General features: G+C 68.6%; 13 protein-coding genes. 12 read left to right on the top strand and 1 reads right to left on the bottom strand.

What is annotated here, in order from left to right:
* Nucleotides 1-24 precede the first annotated feature (24 nt).
* The 12 genes from gcl (at nt 25) to DW306_RS20760 (ending at nt 17,731) form a co-directional block, all read left to right on the top strand.
* Nucleotides 25-1,812: a glyoxylate carboligase gene (gcl, locus tag DW306_RS20815; protein WP_136057489.1), complete on the top strand. Its 1,788-nt coding sequence runs from the start codon at nt 25-27 to the stop codon at nt 1,810-1,812.
* Between the two features lie 8 nt (nt 1,813-1,820).
* Complete coding sequence (locus tag DW306_RS20810) at nt 1,821-2,972, top strand: glycerate kinase (RefSeq protein WP_136057488.1); 1,152 nt, start codon at nt 1,821-1,823, stop codon at nt 2,970-2,972.
* Nucleotides 2,973-3,020: 48 nt separating this feature from the next.
* Nucleotides 3,021-4,412 (top strand): allantoinase AllB, encoded by a 1,392-nt coding sequence (gene allB, locus DW306_RS20805; protein ID WP_136057487.1) that lies wholly within the window; start codon nt 3,021-3,023, stop codon nt 4,410-4,412.
* Nucleotides 4,413-4,484: 72 nt separating this feature from the next.
* On the top strand, nt 4,485-6,647 hold the full coding sequence (locus tag DW306_RS20800; protein WP_136057486.1) for an AAA family ATPase: 2,163 nt from the start codon (nt 4,485-4,487) through the stop codon (nt 6,645-6,647).
* A gap of 158 nt (nt 6,648-6,805) precedes the next feature.
* Entirely contained in the window at nt 6,806-7,804 is a 999-nt protein-coding gene (locus DW306_RS20795; protein ID WP_168429398.1) for a sugar ABC transporter substrate-binding protein, read from the top strand.
* Nucleotides 7,801-9,312: a sugar ABC transporter ATP-binding protein gene (locus DW306_RS20790; RefSeq protein WP_136057484.1), complete on the top strand. Its 1,512-nt coding sequence runs from the start codon at nt 7,801-7,803 to the stop codon at nt 9,310-9,312. The genes DW306_RS20795 and DW306_RS20790 overlap by 4 nt, the downstream gene beginning before the upstream one ends.
* Nucleotides 9,309-10,307, top strand: coding sequence for an ABC transporter permease (locus DW306_RS20785; RefSeq protein WP_136057483.1), 999 nt, complete (start codon nt 9,309-9,311; stop codon nt 10,305-10,307). Before DW306_RS20790 ends, DW306_RS20785 begins: the two co-directional genes overlap by 4 nt.
* 11 nt (nt 10,308-10,318) lie before the next feature.
* Nucleotides 10,319-11,410, top strand: a complete 1,092-nt coding sequence (locus DW306_RS20780; RefSeq protein WP_136057482.1) for a helix-turn-helix domain-containing protein — start codon at nt 10,319-10,321, stop codon at nt 11,408-11,410.
* Nucleotides 11,411-11,431: 21 nt separating this feature from the next.
* A complete protein-coding gene (locus DW306_RS20775; protein ID WP_136057481.1) occupies nt 11,432-12,346 on the top strand; it encodes an alpha/beta hydrolase in 915 nt (304 codons plus the stop codon).
* A 155-nt stretch (nt 12,347-12,501) separates the two neighbouring features.
* Entirely contained in the window at nt 12,502-14,601 is a 2,100-nt protein-coding gene (locus DW306_RS20770; protein WP_136057480.1) for a discoidin domain-containing protein, read from the top strand.
* A 233-nt stretch (nt 14,602-14,834) separates the two neighbouring features.
* Entirely contained in the window at nt 14,835-16,202 is a 1,368-nt protein-coding gene (locus DW306_RS20765) for an 8-oxoguanine deaminase (RefSeq protein ID WP_136057479.1), read from the top strand.
* A gap of 65 nt (nt 16,203-16,267) precedes the next feature.
* Nucleotides 16,268-17,731 carry a nucleobase:cation symporter-2 family protein gene (locus tag DW306_RS20760; RefSeq protein WP_136057478.1) on the top strand — a complete coding sequence of 488 codons (1,464 nt, stop codon included), beginning with the start codon at nt 16,268-16,270 and terminating at the stop codon, nt 17,729-17,731.
* A gap of 4 nt (nt 17,732-17,735) precedes the next feature.
* On the opposite strand, the gene DW306_RS20755 is transcribed toward DW306_RS20760, so the two are convergent.
* Nucleotides 17,736-19,247: an amino acid permease gene (locus tag DW306_RS20755; RefSeq protein ID WP_136057477.1), complete on the bottom strand. Its 1,512-nt coding sequence runs from the start codon at nt 19,245-19,247 to the stop codon at nt 17,736-17,738.
* Between the last annotated feature and the right edge of the window lie 13 nt (nt 19,248-19,260).

The following is a 19,260-nucleotide window of genomic DNA, read 5'->3' as shown; positions in this document are numbered from 1 at the left end:
CGACCGAAAGAACAAGGACTTCTCATGACTCGAATGCGTGCAGTCGACGCGATCTGCCAGATCCTGGTGAAGGAGGGCGCCACCGAGGCGTTCGGCCTGCCGGGAGCGGCGATCAACCCCTTCTACGCCGCGATGCGTGCCCACGGCGGCATCCGGCACACCCTCGCCCGTCACGTCGAGGGGGCCTCGCACATGGCCGACGGCTACAGCCGCACGGGCGACGGCCGCATCGGCATCTGCGTCGGCACGTCCGGCCCCGCCGGCACCGACATGATCACGGGGCTCTACGCCGCGATCGCCGACTCCATCCCGATCCTCTGCATCACCGGCCAGGCGCCGGTCGCGAAGCTCGACAAGGAGGACTTCCAGGCCGTCGACATCGCGTCGATCGCGAAGCCGGTCACGAAGTTCGCCAAGACCGTGCTCGAAGCGGCCCAGGTTCCCGGTGCGTTCCAGACCGCGTTCCAGATCATGCGCTCCGGCCGCCCCGGCCCCGTGCTCATCGACCTGCCGTTCGACGTGCAGATGGGCGAGATCGAGTTCGACATCGACACCTATGAGCCGCTCCCCGTGGCGAAGCCGGTCGCGACGCGCGCGCAGGCCGAGAAGGTGCTCGACATGCTGACGGCATCCGCCCACCCGCTGATCGTCGCCGGTGGCGGCATCGTCAACTCCGGCGCGTCCGAGAAGCTCGTCGAGCTGGCCGAGACCCTGGGCGTGCCCGTGGTCCCCACCCTGATGGGCTGGGGCGCGATCGCCGACGACCACCCGCTCGCCGCGGGACTCGTGGGCATCCAGACCTCGCAGCGCTACGGCAACGCGAGCTTCCTCGAGTCGGACTTCGTGCTGGGCATCGGCAACCGGTGGGCGAACCGCCACACCGGCGGTCTCGACACCTACCGCAAGGGCCGCACCTTCGTGCACGTCGACATCGAGCCCACGCAGATCGGCCGCGTGTTCGCGCCCGACTACGGTGTGGTGTCGGATGCCGGAGCGTTCATCGACGCGCTGCTCGCCGCCGCGCGGGACCGCGTCGAGGCGCTGCCCGACTACCTGGGCTGGGCCGAGGACTGCCGCAGCCGCAAGGCGAAGCTGCAGCGCAAGACGAACTTCGACAACGTTCCCATGAAGCCGCACCGCGTGTACCAGGAGATGCTCTCGGCCTTCGGCCACGACACCACCTACGTCACCACGATCGGGCTGTCCCAGATCGCCGGCGCGCAGCTGCTGCACGTCTACGGCCCGCGCCAGTGGATCAACGCCGGCCAGGCCGGACCCCTCGGCTGGACGCTGCCCGCCGCCCTCGGCGTCGTGCGCGGCAAGCCGGAGCAGCCGGTCGTCGCGCTGAGCGGCGACTACGACTTCCAGTTCATGATCGAGGAGCTCGCGGTCGGCGCGCAGCACAAGCTGCCGTACATCCACGTCGTGGTGAACAACAGCTACCTCGGCCTGATCCGCCAGTCGCAGCGTCCGTTCGAGATGGACTACGAGGTCTCGCTCGCGTTCGACAACATCAACACCCCGCAGGACTCGTCGAGCGTGGCCGTCGGCTACGGCGTCGATCACGTGAAGGTCGCCGAAGGACTCGGATGCAAGGCGATCCGCGTCGAGCATCCGGAGGACCTCGCGGCCGGCTTCGCCGAGGCTGAGCGTCTGAAGGACGAGTTCCAGGTGCCGGTCGTCGTCGAGGTCATCCTCGAGCGGGTCACGAACATCGCGATGGGCGCCGACCTCGACACGATGAACGAGTTCGAAGACCTCGCGACGTCGCCCGCCGACGCTCCCGAGGCCGTCTACGCCCTGCTCGACTGATCCGTCGCATGCGCATCCTCATCGCCTCGGACAAGTTCAAGGGCTCGGCGACCGGGGCCGAGGTGGCGGAAGCGCTCGCTCTCGGCATCCGCGAAGTGATTCCGGATGCCGAGATCGAGGCGGTTCCCGTCGCCGACGGCGGGGAGGGGACGGTGGAGGCCGCTCTCGCGAGCGGCTTCCAGGCGGTGGACGCGCGCGTGACCGGTCCGACCGGCGAGTTCGTGTCCGCCCGCTTCGCGGTGCGCGACGCGGAGGCGATCATCGAGATGGCCGCCGCGAGCGGGCTCGATGTGCTGCCGGACGGTGAGAAGGCTCCGCTCACGGCGACGAGCCGGGGGACCGGAGAGCTCATCCGTGCCGCGCTGGATCGCGGGTGCACGACGATCGTGCTCGGTGTGGGCGGCAGCGCCTGCACGGATGGCGGGGCAGGGATGCTGCAGGCTCTGGGTGTCGCGCTGCAGACCGCGGAAGGGAGCGTCCCACCGGGCGGAGCAGCCCTCGCCGATCTGAGCTCCGTCGACGTGACAGGGCTCGACGCGCGCATCGCCGAAGCGACGATCGTGCTCGCCAGCGACGTCGACAACCCTCTTCTGGGAGACCGGGGGGCCGCTGCGGTGTTCGCACCGCAGAAGGGGGCGAGCGCCGACGATGTCGCCGCCCTCGAGGCGGGCCTCTCGCGCTTCGCCGCCCTGCTCGAAGGGCAGGCGGGAGTGCGTCCGTCGACGGAGCGCCCCGGAGCGGGAGCCGCCGGGGGAGTGGGCTACGCGGCGATGGCCGTGCTCGGCGCGCGCAGAGAGCCGGGCGTCGACGTCATCCAGCGTCTGACCGGACTCGGTGAGCGCATCGCCGCGGCCGACCTCGTCATCACAGGGGAGGGCAGCCTCGACGACCAGAGTCTCGGGGGCAAGACGCCGCTCGGCGTCGCCGCTGCGGCGCGGGCCGCGGGAGTGCCTGTCGTGGCGGTGTGCGGGCGGTCGACGTTGACGACGGAGGAGGCGGCCGATGCCGGTTTCGTCGCCGTGCTTCCTCTGAGCGAGCTCGAGCCCGATGCAGCGGCGAGCATGGCGAACGCGACGGCTCTGCTCGCGCAGGTCGGTCGACGCATCGCCGCCGAGATCATCCCGCGATCCCCGGTGGGATCGTGGTCCAGTATGGGCTGAGCAGGTGTCAGCCGGTCGGCGTGCAGCCGGCAGAAGGGAAGAGGCGACATGTCGCAGCAGAACGAACAGCAGGATGCCGTCGCATCGACCGACCCGACGGGCGAGCACTACGACCTCGTCATCCGCGGTCAGCGGGTGCTGACCTCGGCCGGCGTGAGTCCGCGCGAGGTCGGCGTGCGCGGCGGCGTCATCGTCGCGATGCAGCCGCTGGGCAACAACCTCTCGGGTGACGAGATCATCGACCTCGCCGACGACGAGACGCTCATCCCCGGACTCGTCGACACCCACGTGCACGTCAACGAGCCCGGCCGCACCGAGTGGGAGGGCTTCGCCTCGGCGACGAAGGCCGCCGCGGCGGGAGGCGTGACGACGATCGTCGACATGCCGCTCAACAGCATCCCGCCGACCGTCGACGTCGACGCCCTGAACATCAAGCGCGACGTCGCGCGCGACCAGGTGCACGTCGACGTGGGCTTCTGGGGCGGAGCGATCCCCGGCAACACGGCCGAGCTGCGGGCCCTGCACGACGCGGGGGTGTTCGGCTTCAAGTGCTTCCTGCTGCACTCCGGTGTCGACGAGTTCCCGCCGCTCGACGCCGACGAGATGGAGAAGGACATGCGCGAGCTCGCATCCTTCGACTCCGTGATGATCGTGCACGCCGAGGACTCGCGCGCGATCGATCGCGCCCCGTCGCCCGAGGGAGACGACTACGGCAAGTTCCTCGCCTCGCGTCCCCGCGGTGCCGAGAACCTCGCGATCGCCGAGGTGATCGAGCGCGCACGCTGGACGGGCGCCCGCGCGCACATCCTGCACCTGTCGTCGTCGGATGCGCTCGCCATGATCCGCAGCGCGAAGCGCGACGGCCTCAAGCTCACGGTCGAGACGTGTCCGCACTACCTCACCCTCACCGCCGAGGAGATCCCCGTCGGCGCGACGCAGTTCAAGTGCTGCCCGCCCATCCGCGAGGCCGGCAACCGGGAGCTGCTCTGGGAAGGGCTCGAAGACGGCACGATCGACTTCATCGTCTCGGATCACTCGCCGTCGACGCTCGATCTCAAGGACCTCGACAACGGCGACTTCGCGGTCGCGTGGGGCGGCGTCGCGTCGCTGCAGCTCGGTCTCTCCCTGATCTGGACCGAGGCGCGGCAGCGCGGCCTGACGCTCGAGACCGTGGTGTCGTGGATGAGCGAGCGTCCGGCGCAGTTCGCCGGACTCACCGGCAAGGGGCGCATCGCCCCGGGCTACGACGCGGACTTCTCGATCTTCGCCGCGGATGACGCGTATGTGGTCGACGTGACGAAGCTGCATCACAAGAATCCGCTCACCCCGTATCACGGCAAGGCGCTCGCCGGCGTCGTGCGCAAGACGTGGCTGCACGGCGCGGCCATCGACTTCGAGACCCCGCGCGGGAGGCTCCTGCGTCGCGGCATGACCGATTGACGCGTGATCTCCGCCGGGAGTAAAGTTGAGTCAAGCCCACTCAACTTTTAAGGAGTCTCCCCAGGAGGGACCATGTCCAATCCGCAGACCGGCGCGCAGAACCAGGATCAGCAGTCCGCCCTCGAGCAGTTCGGGATCAACCTCACCGACCGCGCTCGCCAGGGAAAGCTCGACCCCGTCATCGGGCGCGACAGCGAGATCCGCCGCGTCAGCCAGGTGCTCACGCGTCGCACCAAGAACAACCCGGTGCTGATCGGCGAGCCCGGCGTCGGCAAGACGGCCGTCGTCGAGGGCCTCGCCCAGCGCATCGTCGCCGGTGACGTCGCCGAGTCGCTGAAAGACAAAGAGCTCATCACGCTCGACATCTCGGCGCTGGTGGCCGGTGCCATGTACCGCGGGCAGTTCGAGGAGCGGCTCAAGCAGGTCCTCAAGGAGATCACCGAGTCCGACGGCAAGGTCATCACGTTCATCGACGAGCTGCACGTGCTCATGGGCGCGGGCGGTGGCGAGGGCTCGGTCGCGGCATCCAACATGCTCAAGCCCATGCTGGCCCGCGGCGAGCTGCGCCTGATCGGCGCGACCACGCTCAACGAGTACCGCGAGTTCATCGAGAAGGATGCCGCGCTCGAGCGCCGCTTCCAGCAGGTCTACGTCGGAGAGCCCACGGTCGAAGACACGATCGCGATCCTGCGCGGCCTCAAGGGCCGGTACGAGGCGCACCACGGAGTGACCATCGCCGACAGCGCCCTCGTGGCCGCGGCCGCGCTGTCGAACCGGTACCTCCCTGCCCGCCAGCTGCCCGACAAGGCGATCGACCTGATCGACGAGGCCATGTCGCGGCTGAAGATGGAGATCGACTCGTCGCCGGTCGAGATCGATCAGCTGAAGCGTCAGGTCGACCGCATGAAGCTCGAAGAGCTCGCGCTCAAGAAGGAGAAGGATGCCGCGTCGAAGGAGCGGCTGAGCACGCTGCGCGAGCAGCTGAAGGACCTCGAGAAGGAGCTCGCCGCGCTGGAGGAGCGCTGGGCGCGCGAGCGTCAGGGCCTCAACCGCGTCGGCGACCTCAAGAAGCAGCTCGACGACGCCATCACGCAGCGCGACCTCGCGATGCGCGAGGCCGACTACACGCGGGCGTCCAAGCTCGAGTACGAGACCATCAAGCGCCTCGAGCGCGAGATCGCCGAGGCCGAGCAGGCCGAGGCCGCGACGTCGTCCGAGGGTCGCATGGTCAACGAGCAGGTCACCGATGAGGACATCGCCGGTGTGATCGCCGCGTGGACCGGCATCCCGGTCGGCAGGCTCCTGCAGGGAGAGTCCGAGCGGCTCCTGCATCTCGAGACCGAACTCGGCAGGCGCCTGATCGGTCAGAAGGATGCCGTGAAGGCGGTGTCGGATGCCGTCCGGCGCTCGCGCGCCGGCATCAGCGACCCCGGCCGACCGACGGGCTCGTTCCTCTTCCTCGGACCGACCGGCGTCGGCAAGACCGAGCTCGCGAAGGCGCTCGCGGAGTTCCTCTTCGACGACGAGCACGCCATGGTGCGCATCGACATGTCGGAGTACGGCGAGAAGCACTCGGTCTCGCGGCTCGTCGGTGCCCCTCCGGGATACGTCGGCTATGAGCAGGGCGGTCAGCTGACCGAGGCCGTGCGGCGTCGTCCGTACAGCGTGATCCTGCTCGACGAGGTCGAGAAGGCGCATCCCGAGGTGTTCGACGTGCTGCTGCAGGTGCTCGACGACGGTCGCCTCACCGACGGTCAGGGCCGCACGGTCGACTTCTCGAACGTGATCCTGATCCTCACCTCGAACATCGGGTCTCCGATCCTCATCGATCCGGTGCTGCCGCCCGACGAGAAGCGCGAGCAGGTGATGGCTCTCGTTCGTCAGGCGTTCCGCCCCGAGTTCCTCAACCGCCTCGACGACATCGTGATGTTCGCGGCGCTCACCGAAGACGACCTCGCGCAGATCGTCGAGCTCTCGGTCGATCAGCTGCAGAAGCGGCTGCACGACCGTCGTCTCACGCTCGCGGTCACGCCCGACGCGCGGTCTTGGCTCGCCGAGCGCGGCTACGACCCGATGTTCGGCGCCCGGCCGCTGCGGCGGCTCATCCAGTCCGAGGTGCAGAACAAGCTCGCCACGGCTCTGCTGTCCGGCGGAGTCCACGACGGCGACACGGTGCTCGTCGACGTCGCGGCTGACGGCGCGGGCCTCGTGCTCACCAGGGCCGAGGGCGCGTAGCGAGACTCTGTCGCGTCCGTCCGACATCTGTCGGACGGACGTGCGGCGATCCACGGATGACACGGTGCGCTCGGCTGGAGATATTTGTCGTGAGCCCGCACGGTCCTTCCTCGACCGGTGATCTCGAAACCCGACTCACCCATGTCGAAGGAGACATCATGAGATCTCGTCGTTCCTCGTTCGTCGTCGCGGCGGCAGCTGCCCTCCTCCTCGCCCTGACCGGCTGCCAGGGCGCCGGATCCGCACCCGCCGCCGACCGTCCGGCGGAATGCGATGGCGTCTCGCTGACACGGGTGGGCTACTCGCCCTACACGAACTCCGGCGGGTACTTCCCGTTCGTCGAGCAAGGTCTGAACACGGTCCTCGAGAAATGCGGCATCGAGGTCGTCACCTCCGACCCCGACGGCGAGTCGGGCAAGCAGGTCTCCGGGATCGAGAACCTCGTCTCGGCCGGCGCCAAAGCCGTCATCGTCTGCCCGACGGACCCGAAGGCGATCAGCCCCGTCGCCAGCCGCCTGACCGATCAGGACGTGCTGGTGATCGGACTCGCCACCGACATCCCCGAAGCCGATGTCACCTTCAACCTCGACGACCACGCGTTCGGCGAGCTCGAAGGCCAGAGCGCCGGCGACTGGCTCGCCGCGAACCGCGACGGCGAGACGCCGAAGGTCGCGATCCTGCACCAGGACTCCGGAGGCGAGCCGTTGATCGCCCGTCACGAGGGAGCCGTCGCCGGTCTCGACGCCGTGCTCGGCGAAGGCAACTGGGAACTCGTGAGCGAGGTGGAGGCCTATCAGGAAGACACCGGGAACACCCAGACCTCCACCATCCTCCAGGCGCATCCCGACCTCGACCTCATCATCGGCCTCAACGACGCCAGTGCGCTCGGCGCGGTATCGGCGATCAAGGCCTCGGGGCGGACGCCCGGAGAAGACATCGGCGTCGTCACCGGAGGCGAAGACGCCCGCATCCTGCAGTACGTGATCGACGGTCAGGTCGCCTCGACCGTCGGCCTGTTCCCGGTGAAGCAGGGCGAGATCATCGCGAAGGCGATCCTCGAACTCGCGTCCGGCGCCGAGGTCGAGCGTGAACAGATCGTCCCGGCGGAACTGGTCACGAGCGAGAACGCGCAGGAGATCCTGGATTCGGTCGGATGATCTCGTCGCCCGCCGCCACGGACGTGGTGCTGAGGGTGCGCGGCGTGAACAAGTCCTTCGGCGGTGTCGCAGCGCTCTCCGGGGTCGATCTGGTCATCCATCGCGGAAGCATCCTCGGACTTGCCGGTGCCAACGGCGCCGGCAAGTCCACCCTCATCAACATCCTCACCGGACAGCTGCAGCCCGACAGCGGCGAACTGAGCGTGGACGGCGACGCCGTGAGCTTCTCGACACCGCGCGAGGCACAGCGTCGAGGGATCGGCGTCGTGCGTCAGGAGCTCGACCTCGTCCCCGACCTCACGATCGCCGAGAACCTCGCCCTCGGAGAAGAGCGTCCGTTCCAGCGGGGTCTTCGACTCGACCGGCGGCGGATGCGGGAGGCCGCGCGAGAGCTCCTGCAGCGCATGGGGCTGGAGAACGACGTCGACACCCTGGTTCGCGACCTGTCGATCGGCGACCGGCAGCTCGTGGCGGCCGCACGGGCGCTGCGCAACGCCGCGTCCGTGCTCCTCCTCGACGAGCCGACGTCATCGCTGACACCGTTCGAATCCGCCCGTCTGTTCCGGGTGATGCGCGCGCTCAGCGACGAGGGCGTCGGCGTCGTCTTCATCTCCCACCGACTCGACGAGGTCGTGCAACTGTGCGACCGTATCGTGGTCCTGCGCGACGGCCAGGTGGCGGGGGAATTCGCCGCGACGGCAGCCGAGCTCCCGCAGGTCGTCGAGGCGATGGTGCCGGGATCCGCCGCCGTCACGAGGCCCGATCGGGTCGCGGTGCTGGGCGCATCGGTCCTCGAAGCGTCGGCGCTCGTCATCAAGGGGCGACCGGCGATCGACATCGAGGTGCGGCGCGGCGAGGTGCTCGGCGTCTTCGGGCTCGTCGGGGCCGGCAAGTCGTCGATCGGCCGGGTGATCGCCGGCCTGGATCAGCCGCAGGCGGGCACGATGCGCCTCGACGGAGCGCCGTACCAGCCGAGCTCGGCCGCAGCGGGATTCGCCCGCGGCGTCGCCTACCTCTCCGAGGACCGTCGGTCGGAGGGGATCCTGCCCCACCTCAGCGTGCGCGAGAACATGGTCGTTCGAGCCCCGCGCGGCGTCGCGCGCAGAGGAGTGTTCGACCGTCGAGCGGTCACGGCGCTCGTCCGGGAGATGATGCAGCGGCTCAACATCAAGGCGGCGAGCGACAGTCTCGATATCCGCTCCCTCTCCGGGGGGAACCAGCAGAAAGTGCTCGTCGGCCGGCTGCTGGCCGAGGATCTCTCGCTGCTCGTCCTCGACGAACCCACGCACGGCATCGACGTGCGTGCCAAAGCAGACCTCATCGACACCGTCTGGGACCTCACGCGCGAGGGCCTCGGCGTCGTGCTCATCAGTTCGGAGATCGCCGAGCTCCGTGCCGCGTGCGATCGCATCATCGTCGTGCGCAACGGCACCATCGTCCGCGAGCTGTCCGCCGTCACCGCCACCGAAGGAGAACTCATGTCCGCAGCAACAGGGGGAGCATCATGACCCGTGGCGACGTGCTCGAGACCGGATCGACGCGCAGGTCCCGCCGCACCGTCGACCCGGAGCTGATCACGACGCTGGTGCTCCCGGTCGCGCTCGTCGCGATGATCGTCGTCTTCGCCGTCAGCTCCACCACGTTCTTCACGATCGACAACCTGTTCGTCGTGCTGCGACAGTCGGCGGTGCTGGGGGTCGCGGCGATCGGCGCGACCATCATCCTCATCTCCGGCCGGCTCGACATCAGCCAAGGCGCACTCATCGCAGCATCCGGAATCATCTGCGTCTCCCTCGCGCAAGCCGGGCTGCACCCGCTCATCGCCATCGCCGGTGCCATCCTGCTCGGCGCGCTCCTGGGTCTCGTGAACGGGGTGCTGACCGAGATCACGCGGATCCCCGGGTTCATCTCGACGCTGGCCGTTGCGCTCATCGTCCGCGGTGCGGCGCAGGTGTGGACGAGCGGGCAGTCGATCGCGGCGCCTGTGACAGAGGGTTTCGACCTGCTGTCGTGGGTGGGCACGGGGTCGATCGGCCCGATCCCCGTGGCGGTCATCCTCGTCGCCATCCTCTATGTGGTCGCATGGTTCGTCATGCGGAAGACGACCTGGGGCCTGCGGTCCTACGCCATCGGGTCGTCGGGTCGCGCGTCGCGGGTCGCCGGACTGCGCGTCAACCTCCATGCGATCCAGGTGTTCGTCGTCGCGGGTGCCCTGTCCGCCGCGGCCGGCGTCCTGCTCGCGGGGCGACTCGGATCGGGGGCCGCGAGCAACGGTCAGGGTGCCGAGTTCGACATCTTCGCCGCCGTGGTGCTCGGCGGCACGTCGCTCTTCGGCGGCCGGGGCAGCATTCCCCGCACCGCGCTGGGCATCGTCTTCCTGGCGACATTGAGCAACGGCCTGGTGATTTTGAACGTATCTTCATACTGGCAGGGCATCGCCACGGGTACGGTGCTGCTGCTGGCCTTGGCGATCGACCGGTGGCGCGCCCGTGATGAAGAGTAAGGCGGTGACCCATGGAGGGACTGCTGCGGAGCCTCTCCGAAGAGGGGGATGGCAGCGCGGACGCTCTGCGTGTCGTGAACTACTTCGACAAGCTCCTGCAGTTCCGAGCGGGCATCGACGAATTGGTCCGTTCGACGGCGATGCTCATCGGCACGGAGGCGGGATACAACGGCCCGGGCGGAGGCTGCGGGTTCAACAGCCTGGGACGCATGCGGCCGCAGGATCCGCCCGAGGAGGCGGTGGCCAGTCTGCTGAGCGGCAGCGATGCCGAATCCGGTCTGGTGTGGGTCGTTCCGAAACCGAACGACGCGGAGATGGCGCAGCTGATCCTCGAACGGATGGCGCTGGCGGCGGGAACGATCCTCGTCCGGCAGGCGGAGGCCTCGAGACTCGGCGACGGCGAGCCCTTGCGACTGCTCATCGAGGCGCTGCCGTCGATCTCGGAACTGCGGGAGGAAGCGCTTCGGCGCCTCGGGTTCCGGTCGGACTGGCGAGTGCGGGTCGTCGTGGCCCGCGGCTCGAAGTCGGAGCTGAGCGAGCCCCGGACCTGGCGCGAGTGGTTCGGACCCGAGAACAGGTGCACAGCGCCGGTGCTGATCGGCAACGCGCATGTCGTGATGGTGCACAACGGAGACCGGCTCCCGGGATCGCCGATGGACGGCGCCGATCTGATGGCCGTCGGCGCTGCCGGTTCCGCGCTGGCGCCGAGGGATTCGTATCTCGCCGCGCTGCGCACCCTGCGGCTCTGCTCGAGCACGCTGGGTCCGCGGATGCTGTCCTACGACGGGCTCGGGTCGCTGCGGCGGATCGCCGAGATCGAGCCTCCCGTCGCGCGCGGCACCGAGCTCGTGCAGAAGATGGACGTCCTGCTGCGCTCCGCGGCGGGGCTGGGGGAGATCCTGGCACTCGACTCCTACTGCCGTCATTCGAACGTGCGCGCGGCGGCGACCGAGCTCTCGCTGCATCACAGCTCTCTCGCGCATCGGCTGAAGAACGTGGGGGCGAAACTCGCGATCGACGTGTTCGATGCCGCGCAGCGGAACGACGCCTGGCTGGCGTTGCAACTCCTGCGGGTGGCCGGTTCGGAGACCGACGAAGCCTGATCTCAGGGCAGGGGGACTGTCATGGATGCTGAGCTCGCCGCGGCCACCGAATTGATGGTGCGGCCCGACGTCAACGACTACGCGGAGACTCGTCGTCTGATGGCCTCGTCCGTCGACATGCCCTCGTCGGCGGAGGCCGAGTTCGGAGCCGTCATCACGACGGAGGTGATCTCCGTGTCGATCGACGGTCACGATGTGGAGCTCCGCCTGTACCGGCCGTCCGCGTCCGTCGGGTCGGCCATGCTCTTCCTGCACGGCGGGGCGTTCATCGCCGGCGACACTCTCTCCGAGCATGCGCGCTGCATGCGCTATGCGGGCGAGGCCGGCTGCCTGGTCGTATCGGTCGGCTACAGTCTCGCTCCGGAGTTCGCGTACCCTCACGGCCTCCGCGACTGCTACGCGGTGCTGCACTGGATGATCGCCCACGCACCGGAGCTCGAGATCGATCCGGGCCGGGTCGCGGTCGCGGGGGTCAGCGCCGGCGGGGCGCTCGCCGCAGGCGTCAGCATGCTGGCCCTCGACGAGGGGCAGGTGCTGCCGCGGTCGCAGCTGCTGCTCTTCCCTGTGCTGGACGACCGCATGACCACCGCGTCGATGGAGCTCTTCGACTCGACGCCGGTCTGGGACAACCGCAACAACGAGGCGATGTGGCGGCTGTACCTCGCCGGCGCGGAAGCGGACGACTACGCGGCCCCCGCGCGGCGGCCGCGGTTGCGCGGTCTTCCCGACACGTACCTGGTCACGGCGGAACTCGATCCGCTCCGCGATGAGGCGCTCCGATTCGGCGCGCGGCTGCTGGAACAGGGCGTCTCCGTCGACATCCGACTGTGGGCGGGCGCCTATCACGTGTTCGATCAGCTCGTGCCGGATGCCGCGATCTCGCGCGCCAGCCTCGCCGACCAGGTGCGCTTCCTGCGGCGCACCCTTCGGCCGTAGTCGAAGCCCGAGTCGCTCGCGCCGCCGCGGCCGAGGCGGGCGGACATCTGTCGGGGCAGATCGCTCCGCTCGGCGGATGACGGGTCGATCGCGGGTGATGAGCATGGAAGGACACGACGATCTGACGTGTGCAACGACGCACAGGATGGAGTCTCATGTTCAAGAAATCTCGTCGACTGATGGCGATGGGGCTGGCGACCCTCGCCGTGGCCGCGGGCCTGACGGCGACCGGCACCGTGGTCACCGCCACACCCGCCAGCGCCCACGTGCCCGACGGCTCGTCGCTCGCCCCGCCCATGGGATGGAACACCTGGTACAACCTGAACACCCAGTTCACGGCCAAGGACATCCTCGAGACGGCGGATGCCTTCGTCAGCACCGGACTCCGCGACGTCGGGTACAACACAGTCGGCCTCGACGGCGGATGGTGGACGAATGACAAGAGCCCCGGGCGCGACGCGAACGGCAACATCATCGTGAACTCGGACTTCTTCAACGGAACGTCGATGAACACGATGAAGCAGGTCGTCGACTACGTCCACGCGCGCGGATTGAAGTTCGGCATCTACACCGACACGGGCGTGGTCGGATGCGGCAACGTGGTCTGGGGAAGCGGTGGCAAGGAGACGCAGGATGCCGCGCAGTTCGCCGCATGGGGAGTCGACCACGTCAAGGTCGACCATTGCGGCGGCAACGTCAACGGACGGACCACCCCGCAGTCGTATGCGGCGTGGCGCGACGCGATCGCCGCATCGGGGCGGGCGATGACCCTCGACGTCTGCATCTGGGGCACGGAATCGCCGTGGACCTGGGGACCGGCGACCGGGGCGACCTGGCGCAGCGGCCCGGACATCACCTTCGACAACGGGCATGCGCCGGAGCCGCGGTCGCACATCACCTGGGATCAGGTGGTGAACAACTTCCGCGACAACAACCACCCCGGCTCCGCCGGTCCCGGCGCCTACAACGACCCGGACTACCTCCTGATCGGTGAAGGCTTCGGGCTGACGCTGACCGAAGAGCAGTCGTACTTCGGCATGTGGGCGATCGCCGCTGCGCCGTTGGTGCTCGCCACCGACGTCCGGGAGCTGACGCCGGCACGGAAGAACATCGTCGCGAACACCGAGGTGATCGCGGTGAACCAGGACTCGGCGTACGCGCAGGCCTCGCTGGTGAGCGCCGTCGGCACGACCGAGGTCTGGTCCAAGCCGATGGCCGCTGACGGCACTCGTGCGGTCCTCGTCGTGAACAAGGGCGCCTCTGCGGCGAACATCACGGTGAACTGGTCGGACATCGGGATCGCCGCAGGCTCGGCATCCGTCCGCGATCTGTACGGCCATCAGAATCTGGGCTCGTTCTCGAACTCGTACACGGCCGCCTCGGTTCCCTCGCACGGGTCCGTGATGTACAAGGTCGCGGGCTCGGCCGCCCTTCCGATGGCGCAGGCCACCGGCGAGCACACCGCGGACTACACGGCGAAGAAGAGCATCGACGGCAGCACGGCCACGATGTGGCACTCGTCGGGCGGGGACACCAACGTGTTCCCGCAGTTCCTCGGGCTCGACCTCGGTGCGACGACCCCGACCAATCACCTGAGCTACACCCCGCGGCAGGATGCCAGCAGCAACGGCATCGTGACGAGTTACCGGGTCGAGACGCGCAAGCCCGGCGAGAAGTGGTCGACGGCAGCCGAGGGCACGTGGCCGAACGACCGGTCGGTGAAGAACGTGGTCTTCTCGACGAGAGATGCACGCTTCGTCCGTCTGGTCGTGCTGTCGGGCGTCGGAGGCTATGCGTCGGCGGCCGAGATCTCGGTCGATGCAGCGGGCGCGACAGGGGCATCGGCGCGACCGATCTCCTCTGCGGTCGCGAGCACGCAGTACGCGGGGTTCGAGGCGACCCGGTCCTTCGACCGGAACCCCTCGACGATCTGGCACACGGCCACGACGGCGGCGAATCCGACGCTGACGGTGGATCTCGGGCAGCTGGGGAACGTCAACGGCTTCTCCTACCTTCCTCGTCAAGACCAGGTGAGCAACCCCTCGGGAGGCACGAACGGCGTGGTGACGTCGTACCGGATCGCGACGAGCACCGACGGCGTGAACTTCACCGACGTCGCGACCGGCACCTGGGCGGCGAGCCTGACGACGAAGCATGTCGGATTCACCGCAGTCCAGGCGCGATACGTGCGGCTCACATCGCTCGCCGGCGTGAACGGCTACGCCTCGGCGGCGGAGGTGTGGGTCACCCGGTGACCTGACCCGGAGAGGGAGGCGGGCGGCTTCGATCCCTCGCGGCTGCCCGTCTTCTTCCATGATACGGAAGGGATAGTTCGATAGACGAAACTTTTCATTGACCTTCTCCATCGACGCTGATAGACCTGAGTACATCCCGATGACGGGTTCCTGGATCAGCAGACAGGACGAAACTGAGCTGACTCCCGGTGGATCGACGGTCGATTCCACCCCCGATGGATGGAGTCGCTCTTATGTCTCAGCACACGCCCCGCACGTGGGTGAAGAACCCGCTCGGCATCTTCACCGGCACCGACACCGACGCCTCGGGCGGGCTCGTCGTCGAAGGGGCCGTCATCCGCGAGATCATCCCCGCGGGTGGCGCCCCCGAGGCCCCGGTCGACGAGGTCGTCGACGCCTCACGGCACGTCGTCATCCCCGGCCTCATCAACACGCACCACCACTTCTACCAGACGCTCACCCGTGCCTGGAGGCCTGTCGTCAGTGCCGAGCTCTTCCCCTGGCTCAAGGGCCTGTACGGGGTGTGGGCGGGGCTCACTCCGCGCGACCTCGAGCTCGCCACGACCGCTGCGCTCGCCGAGCTGCTGCTCTCCGGCTGCACGACGGCCGCCGATCACCACTACCTCTTCCCGAACGGCCTCGAAGACGCCATCGACGTGCAGGTCGACGTCGTGAAGAAGCTGGGCATGCGCGCGACGCTGACCCGCGGATCGATGTCGCTCGGAGAGGAAGACGGCGGCCTGCCGCCGCAGAGCACGGTGCAGGATGCCGACACGATCCTCGCCGACAGCGCCCGGCTCATCGCGGCGCACCATGAGCGCGGCGACGGCGCCTTCGTGCAGATCGGGCTCGCGCCCTGCTCACCCTTCTCAGTGACGACGGGTGTGATGCGCGACACCGCCACCCTCGCCGAACAGCTCGACGTGCGCCTGCACACGCACCTCGCCGAGACGCTCGACGAGGAGGACTTCTGCCGCGAGATGTTCGGCCTGCGCACGGTCGACTACCTCGAGAGCGTCGGCTGGCTGTCGGACCGCACCTGGCTTGCCCACGGCATCCACTTCGACGATGCCGAGATCGCGCGGCTGGGAGCCGCCGGCACCGCCGTGTCGCACTGCGCGACCTCGAACATGCGGCTCGCCTCCGGCATCGCCCGCGCGATCGAACTCGAGCAGGCCGGCGCGCCCGTCGGACTCGGCGTCGACGGCTCGGCCTCGAACGACGGCTCGAACATGATCCAGGAGGTCCGGCAGGCGCTCTACCTGCAGCGCCTCCGCTACGGAGCCGCGGCCGTGACCCCCGAGCGGGCGCTCGGCTGGGCGACCGCGGGATCGGCGCGGGCGCTCGGACGCTCCGACATCGGCACGCTCGCGCCCGGAAAGCAGGCGGATCTGGCGATGTTCACCCTCGACGAGCTGCGCTTCTCGGGCAGCCACGATCCTGTAGCCGCGCTGCTGCTCTGCGGCGCGGAGCGCGCCGACCGCGTCATGGTCGGCGGTCGCTGGCGGGTGCTCGACGGTCAGATCACAGGCCTCGACGTTCCCCAGCTCATCGCCCATCACAGCGAGGCGGCCCGCAGCCTCCTCGCCCGACACTCCTGAAGCCCCGCGAACCCGCCGCACACCCCGAACCCGCCGCACACCCCGAAACCGACGAAGAGGTCGACATGAACAAGCAGAAGACGGTCGCACGGCGACCCGAAGACGAGCGGATGCCGCTCGGCAGCACCATCGCCTACGGCATCCAGCACGTGCTCACGATGTACGGCGGCATCATCGCCCCGCCGCTCATCATCGGTTCGATGGCCGGGCTGAGCGGCGCCGAGGTCGGCGTGCTGATCACCGCCTGCCTGTTCATGGGCGGGCTCGCGACGATCCTGCAGACTGTCGGCATCCCGTTCTTCGGCTCCCAGCTGCCGCTCGTGCAGGGCGTCTCGTTCGCCGGTGTCGCGACGATGGGGGCGATCGTGACGAGCGGCGGCGGCCTGCCCGCGGTGTTCGGCGCGGTCATCGTGGCGTCGATCATCGGCCTGCTGATCGCTCCGGTGTTCGCGACGATCATCCGGTTCTTCCCGCCGGTCGTCACGGGCGTGGTCATCACGACGATCGGCCTGACCCTGCTTCCCGTGGCGGCAGGCTGGGCGATGGGCGGTGACAGTCAGGCCGACGACTTCGGCGACCCGCAGAACCTGCTGCTCGCGGCGATCACCTTCGTCATCGTGCTGGCGCTCAGCAAGGTGCGGATCGGCGCGATCTCGCGCCTGGCGATCCTGCTCGCGATCGTGCTCGGCACGATCATCGCCGCCATCCTCGGCCGCGTGGACTTCGGCGCCGTCGGTGACGGGCCGATCTTCGCCCTTCCCAGTGTCTTCGGGTTCGGCATGCCCACGTTCGAGATCGCCGGCATCATCTCGATGTTCATCGTGATCCTGGTGACGCTCACCGAGACGACGGCCGACATCCTCGCGGTCGGCGAGATCGTCGGCACCAAGGTCGACTCGAAGCGCATCGCCGCCGGCCTTCGCGCGGACATGCTCTCGAGCGCCGTCTCACCCGTCTTCGGCTCGTTCACGCAGTCCGCCTTCGCGCAGAACGTCGGACTCGTCGCGATCACCGGAGTGAAGAGCCGGTTCGTCGTCACCGCCGGCGGTGTCGTGCTCGTCGTGCTCGGCCTGCTCCCCGTGCTCGGCCGCGTCGTCGCTGCCGTCCCGACCCCGGTGCTGGGCGGCGCGGGCATCGTGCTGTTCGGCAGCGTCGCGGCCAGCGGCATCCGCACCCTCGCGAAGGTCGATTACCGCGGGAACATGAACCTCATCATCGTGGCGTCGTCGATCGGCATCGGGATGCTGCCGATCGCGGCCCCGACCATCTACGACCAGATGCCCGCGTGGTTCATCACGATCTTCCACTCGGGCATCAGCTCAGCGGCCGTCGCGGCGATCCTGCTGAACCTGCTGTTCAACCACCTCGGGAAGCCGTCGGGCAAAGACGCCTCGGTGCTCGCGGCCGCCCCGACCCGGAGCATCCCTATCGCGTACCTCGACGCCTTCGAGGACGGGGATTCGATCGTCGACGGCAAGATCGTCGACCGCGACGGCAAAGAGGTCGAGGTCCAGCGCCCCGAGCACTGACCGGTCAGCGCAGCGGGCGGGTGCCGCGGCCGGCGATCGTGTCGGCCGCGAGCTCCTGCCCGATGATCGAGTGCCGCCGCGAGTAGGCGAAATAGATCACCAGGCCCAGAGCCAGCCAGACGGCGAACCGCAACCAGGTCTCGGAGCTGAGGTTCAGCATCAGCCAGAAGCACGCGATCGCCGAGATCCAGGGCAGCCAGGGCGAGAACGGCACGGTGAAGGGCCGCTCCAGGTCGGGGCGGCTCTTGCGCAGGATCGGCACGCCGATGCTGACGAGCACGAACGCCGACAGGGTGCCGATGTTGATCATGTCGCCCAGCACCTGCACGTCGGTGAACCCGGCGATGATCGCGATGACGACGCCGACGATGAGCTGGATGCGGATCGGGGTGCCGCGCTTGGCATCCGTCACGCTCAGGGCGCGGGGGAGCAGGCCGTCACGGCTCATCGCGAACACGACGCGCGCGAGCCCCATGAGCAGCACCATCACGACGGTGGTGAGCCCGACCAGGCTGCCGATCGCGATGACCTGCGCGGCCCAGGTCGCCCCGACGAGCTCGAACGCGCTCGCGAGCGACGGCTCCTCGAGCTTCGCGAGCTCGGTGTACGACACCATGCCGGTGATGACGATCGCGACGAGCACGTAGAGCACGGTCACGATGATGAGACCGAGGATGATGCCGCGCGGCACCGTGCGCTTCGGATCCTTCGTCTCCTCGGCGCTCGTGGCGACGACGTCGAAGCCGATGAACGCGAAGAACACCAGAGCCGCGCCGCTGAGGATGCCGAAGACGCCGTAGACCGTCGGGTCGGACCCGGTCATCAGCGAGAACAGCGACTGGGTCCACGCGCTCTCGGATGCCGCTCCGGCCTGCTCCGGCGGGACGAACGGGGTGTAGTTGGCGCCGTTGATGAAGAAGAAGCCGACGACGATGACGAACAGCACGATGGCGACCTTGATCACCGTGAAGACGCTGTTCACCCGGCTCGACAGCTGTGTGCCGAGTGCCAGCAGGGTGGTGAAGATCGCGACGATGACGACAGGACCCCAGTCGAACGACAGCGGGCCGATCGCGATCGTCATCGGGATGTCGAGGTCGAACAGCGACACGGCGTCGCCGAGGTACACGCCCCAGTACTTCGCGATCACGGCCGAGGCCATCAGCATCTCGAGGATGAGGTCCCAGCCGATGATCCAGGCGAGGAACTCGCCGAGCGTCGAGTACGTGAACGTGTAGGCGGATCCGGCGACCGGGATCGACGAGGCGAACTCGGCGTAGCAGAGGATGGCGAGACCGCAGACGGCGGCCGCGATGATGAACGAGATGATCACGGCGGGCCCGGCGTGACGCGCGGACGCCTCGGCACCGACCGAGAAGATGCCGGCGCCGACCGCGACGGCGACCCCCATCACGGCCAGATCCCATACTCCGAGCGAACGCTTCAGCGACCGCTTCTCGTCGTGCGTCTCGGCCATCGACTGCTCGACGGATTTGATCCTTCGCTGAATCGCCATGCCGACGAGTCTA

It is taken from the genome of Microbacterium sp. K24, assembly GCF_004794465.1.
Classification (GTDB): domain Bacteria; phylum Actinomycetota; class Actinomycetes; order Actinomycetales; family Microbacteriaceae; genus Microbacterium.
This window is presented reverse-complemented; position numbering and strand designations above follow the sequence as displayed.

Coding starts and splice junctions, on each gene's coding strand:
- DW306_RS20765 (WP_136057479.1), top strand. CDS start 14,835: ATGTCTCAGCACACGCCCCGCACGTGGGTGAAGAACCCGCTCGGCATC.
- DW306_RS20790 (WP_136057484.1), top strand. CDS start 7,801: ATGATCTCGTCGCCCGCCGCCACGGACGTGGTGCTGAGGGTGCGCGGC.
- DW306_RS20770 (WP_136057480.1), top strand. CDS start 12,502: ATGTTCAAGAAATCTCGTCGACTGATGGCGATGGGGCTGGCGACCCTC.
- DW306_RS20760 (WP_136057478.1), top strand. CDS start 16,268: ATGAACAAGCAGAAGACGGTCGCACGGCGACCCGAAGACGAGCGGATG.
- gcl (WP_136057489.1), top strand. CDS start 25: ATGACTCGAATGCGTGCAGTCGACGCGATCTGCCAGATCCTGGTGAAG.
- DW306_RS20775 (WP_136057481.1), top strand. CDS start 11,432: ATGGATGCTGAGCTCGCCGCGGCCACCGAATTGATGGTGCGGCCCGAC.
- DW306_RS20785 (WP_136057483.1), top strand. CDS start 9,309: ATGACCCGTGGCGACGTGCTCGAGACCGGATCGACGCGCAGGTCCCGC.
- DW306_RS20810 (WP_136057488.1), top strand. CDS start 1,821: ATGCGCATCCTCATCGCCTCGGACAAGTTCAAGGGCTCGGCGACCGGG.
- DW306_RS20780 (WP_136057482.1), top strand. CDS start 10,319: ATGGAGGGACTGCTGCGGAGCCTCTCCGAAGAGGGGGATGGCAGCGCG.
- DW306_RS20795 (WP_168429398.1), top strand. CDS start 6,806: ATGAGATCTCGTCGTTCCTCGTTCGTCGTCGCGGCGGCAGCTGCCCTC.
- allB (WP_136057487.1), top strand. CDS start 3,021: ATGTCGCAGCAGAACGAACAGCAGGATGCCGTCGCATCGACCGACCCG.
- DW306_RS20755 (WP_136057477.1), bottom strand. CDS start 19,247: ATGGCGATTCAGCGAAGGATCAAATCCGTCGAGCAGTCGATGGCCGAG.
- DW306_RS20800 (WP_136057486.1), top strand. CDS start 4,485: ATGTCCAATCCGCAGACCGGCGCGCAGAACCAGGATCAGCAGTCCGCC.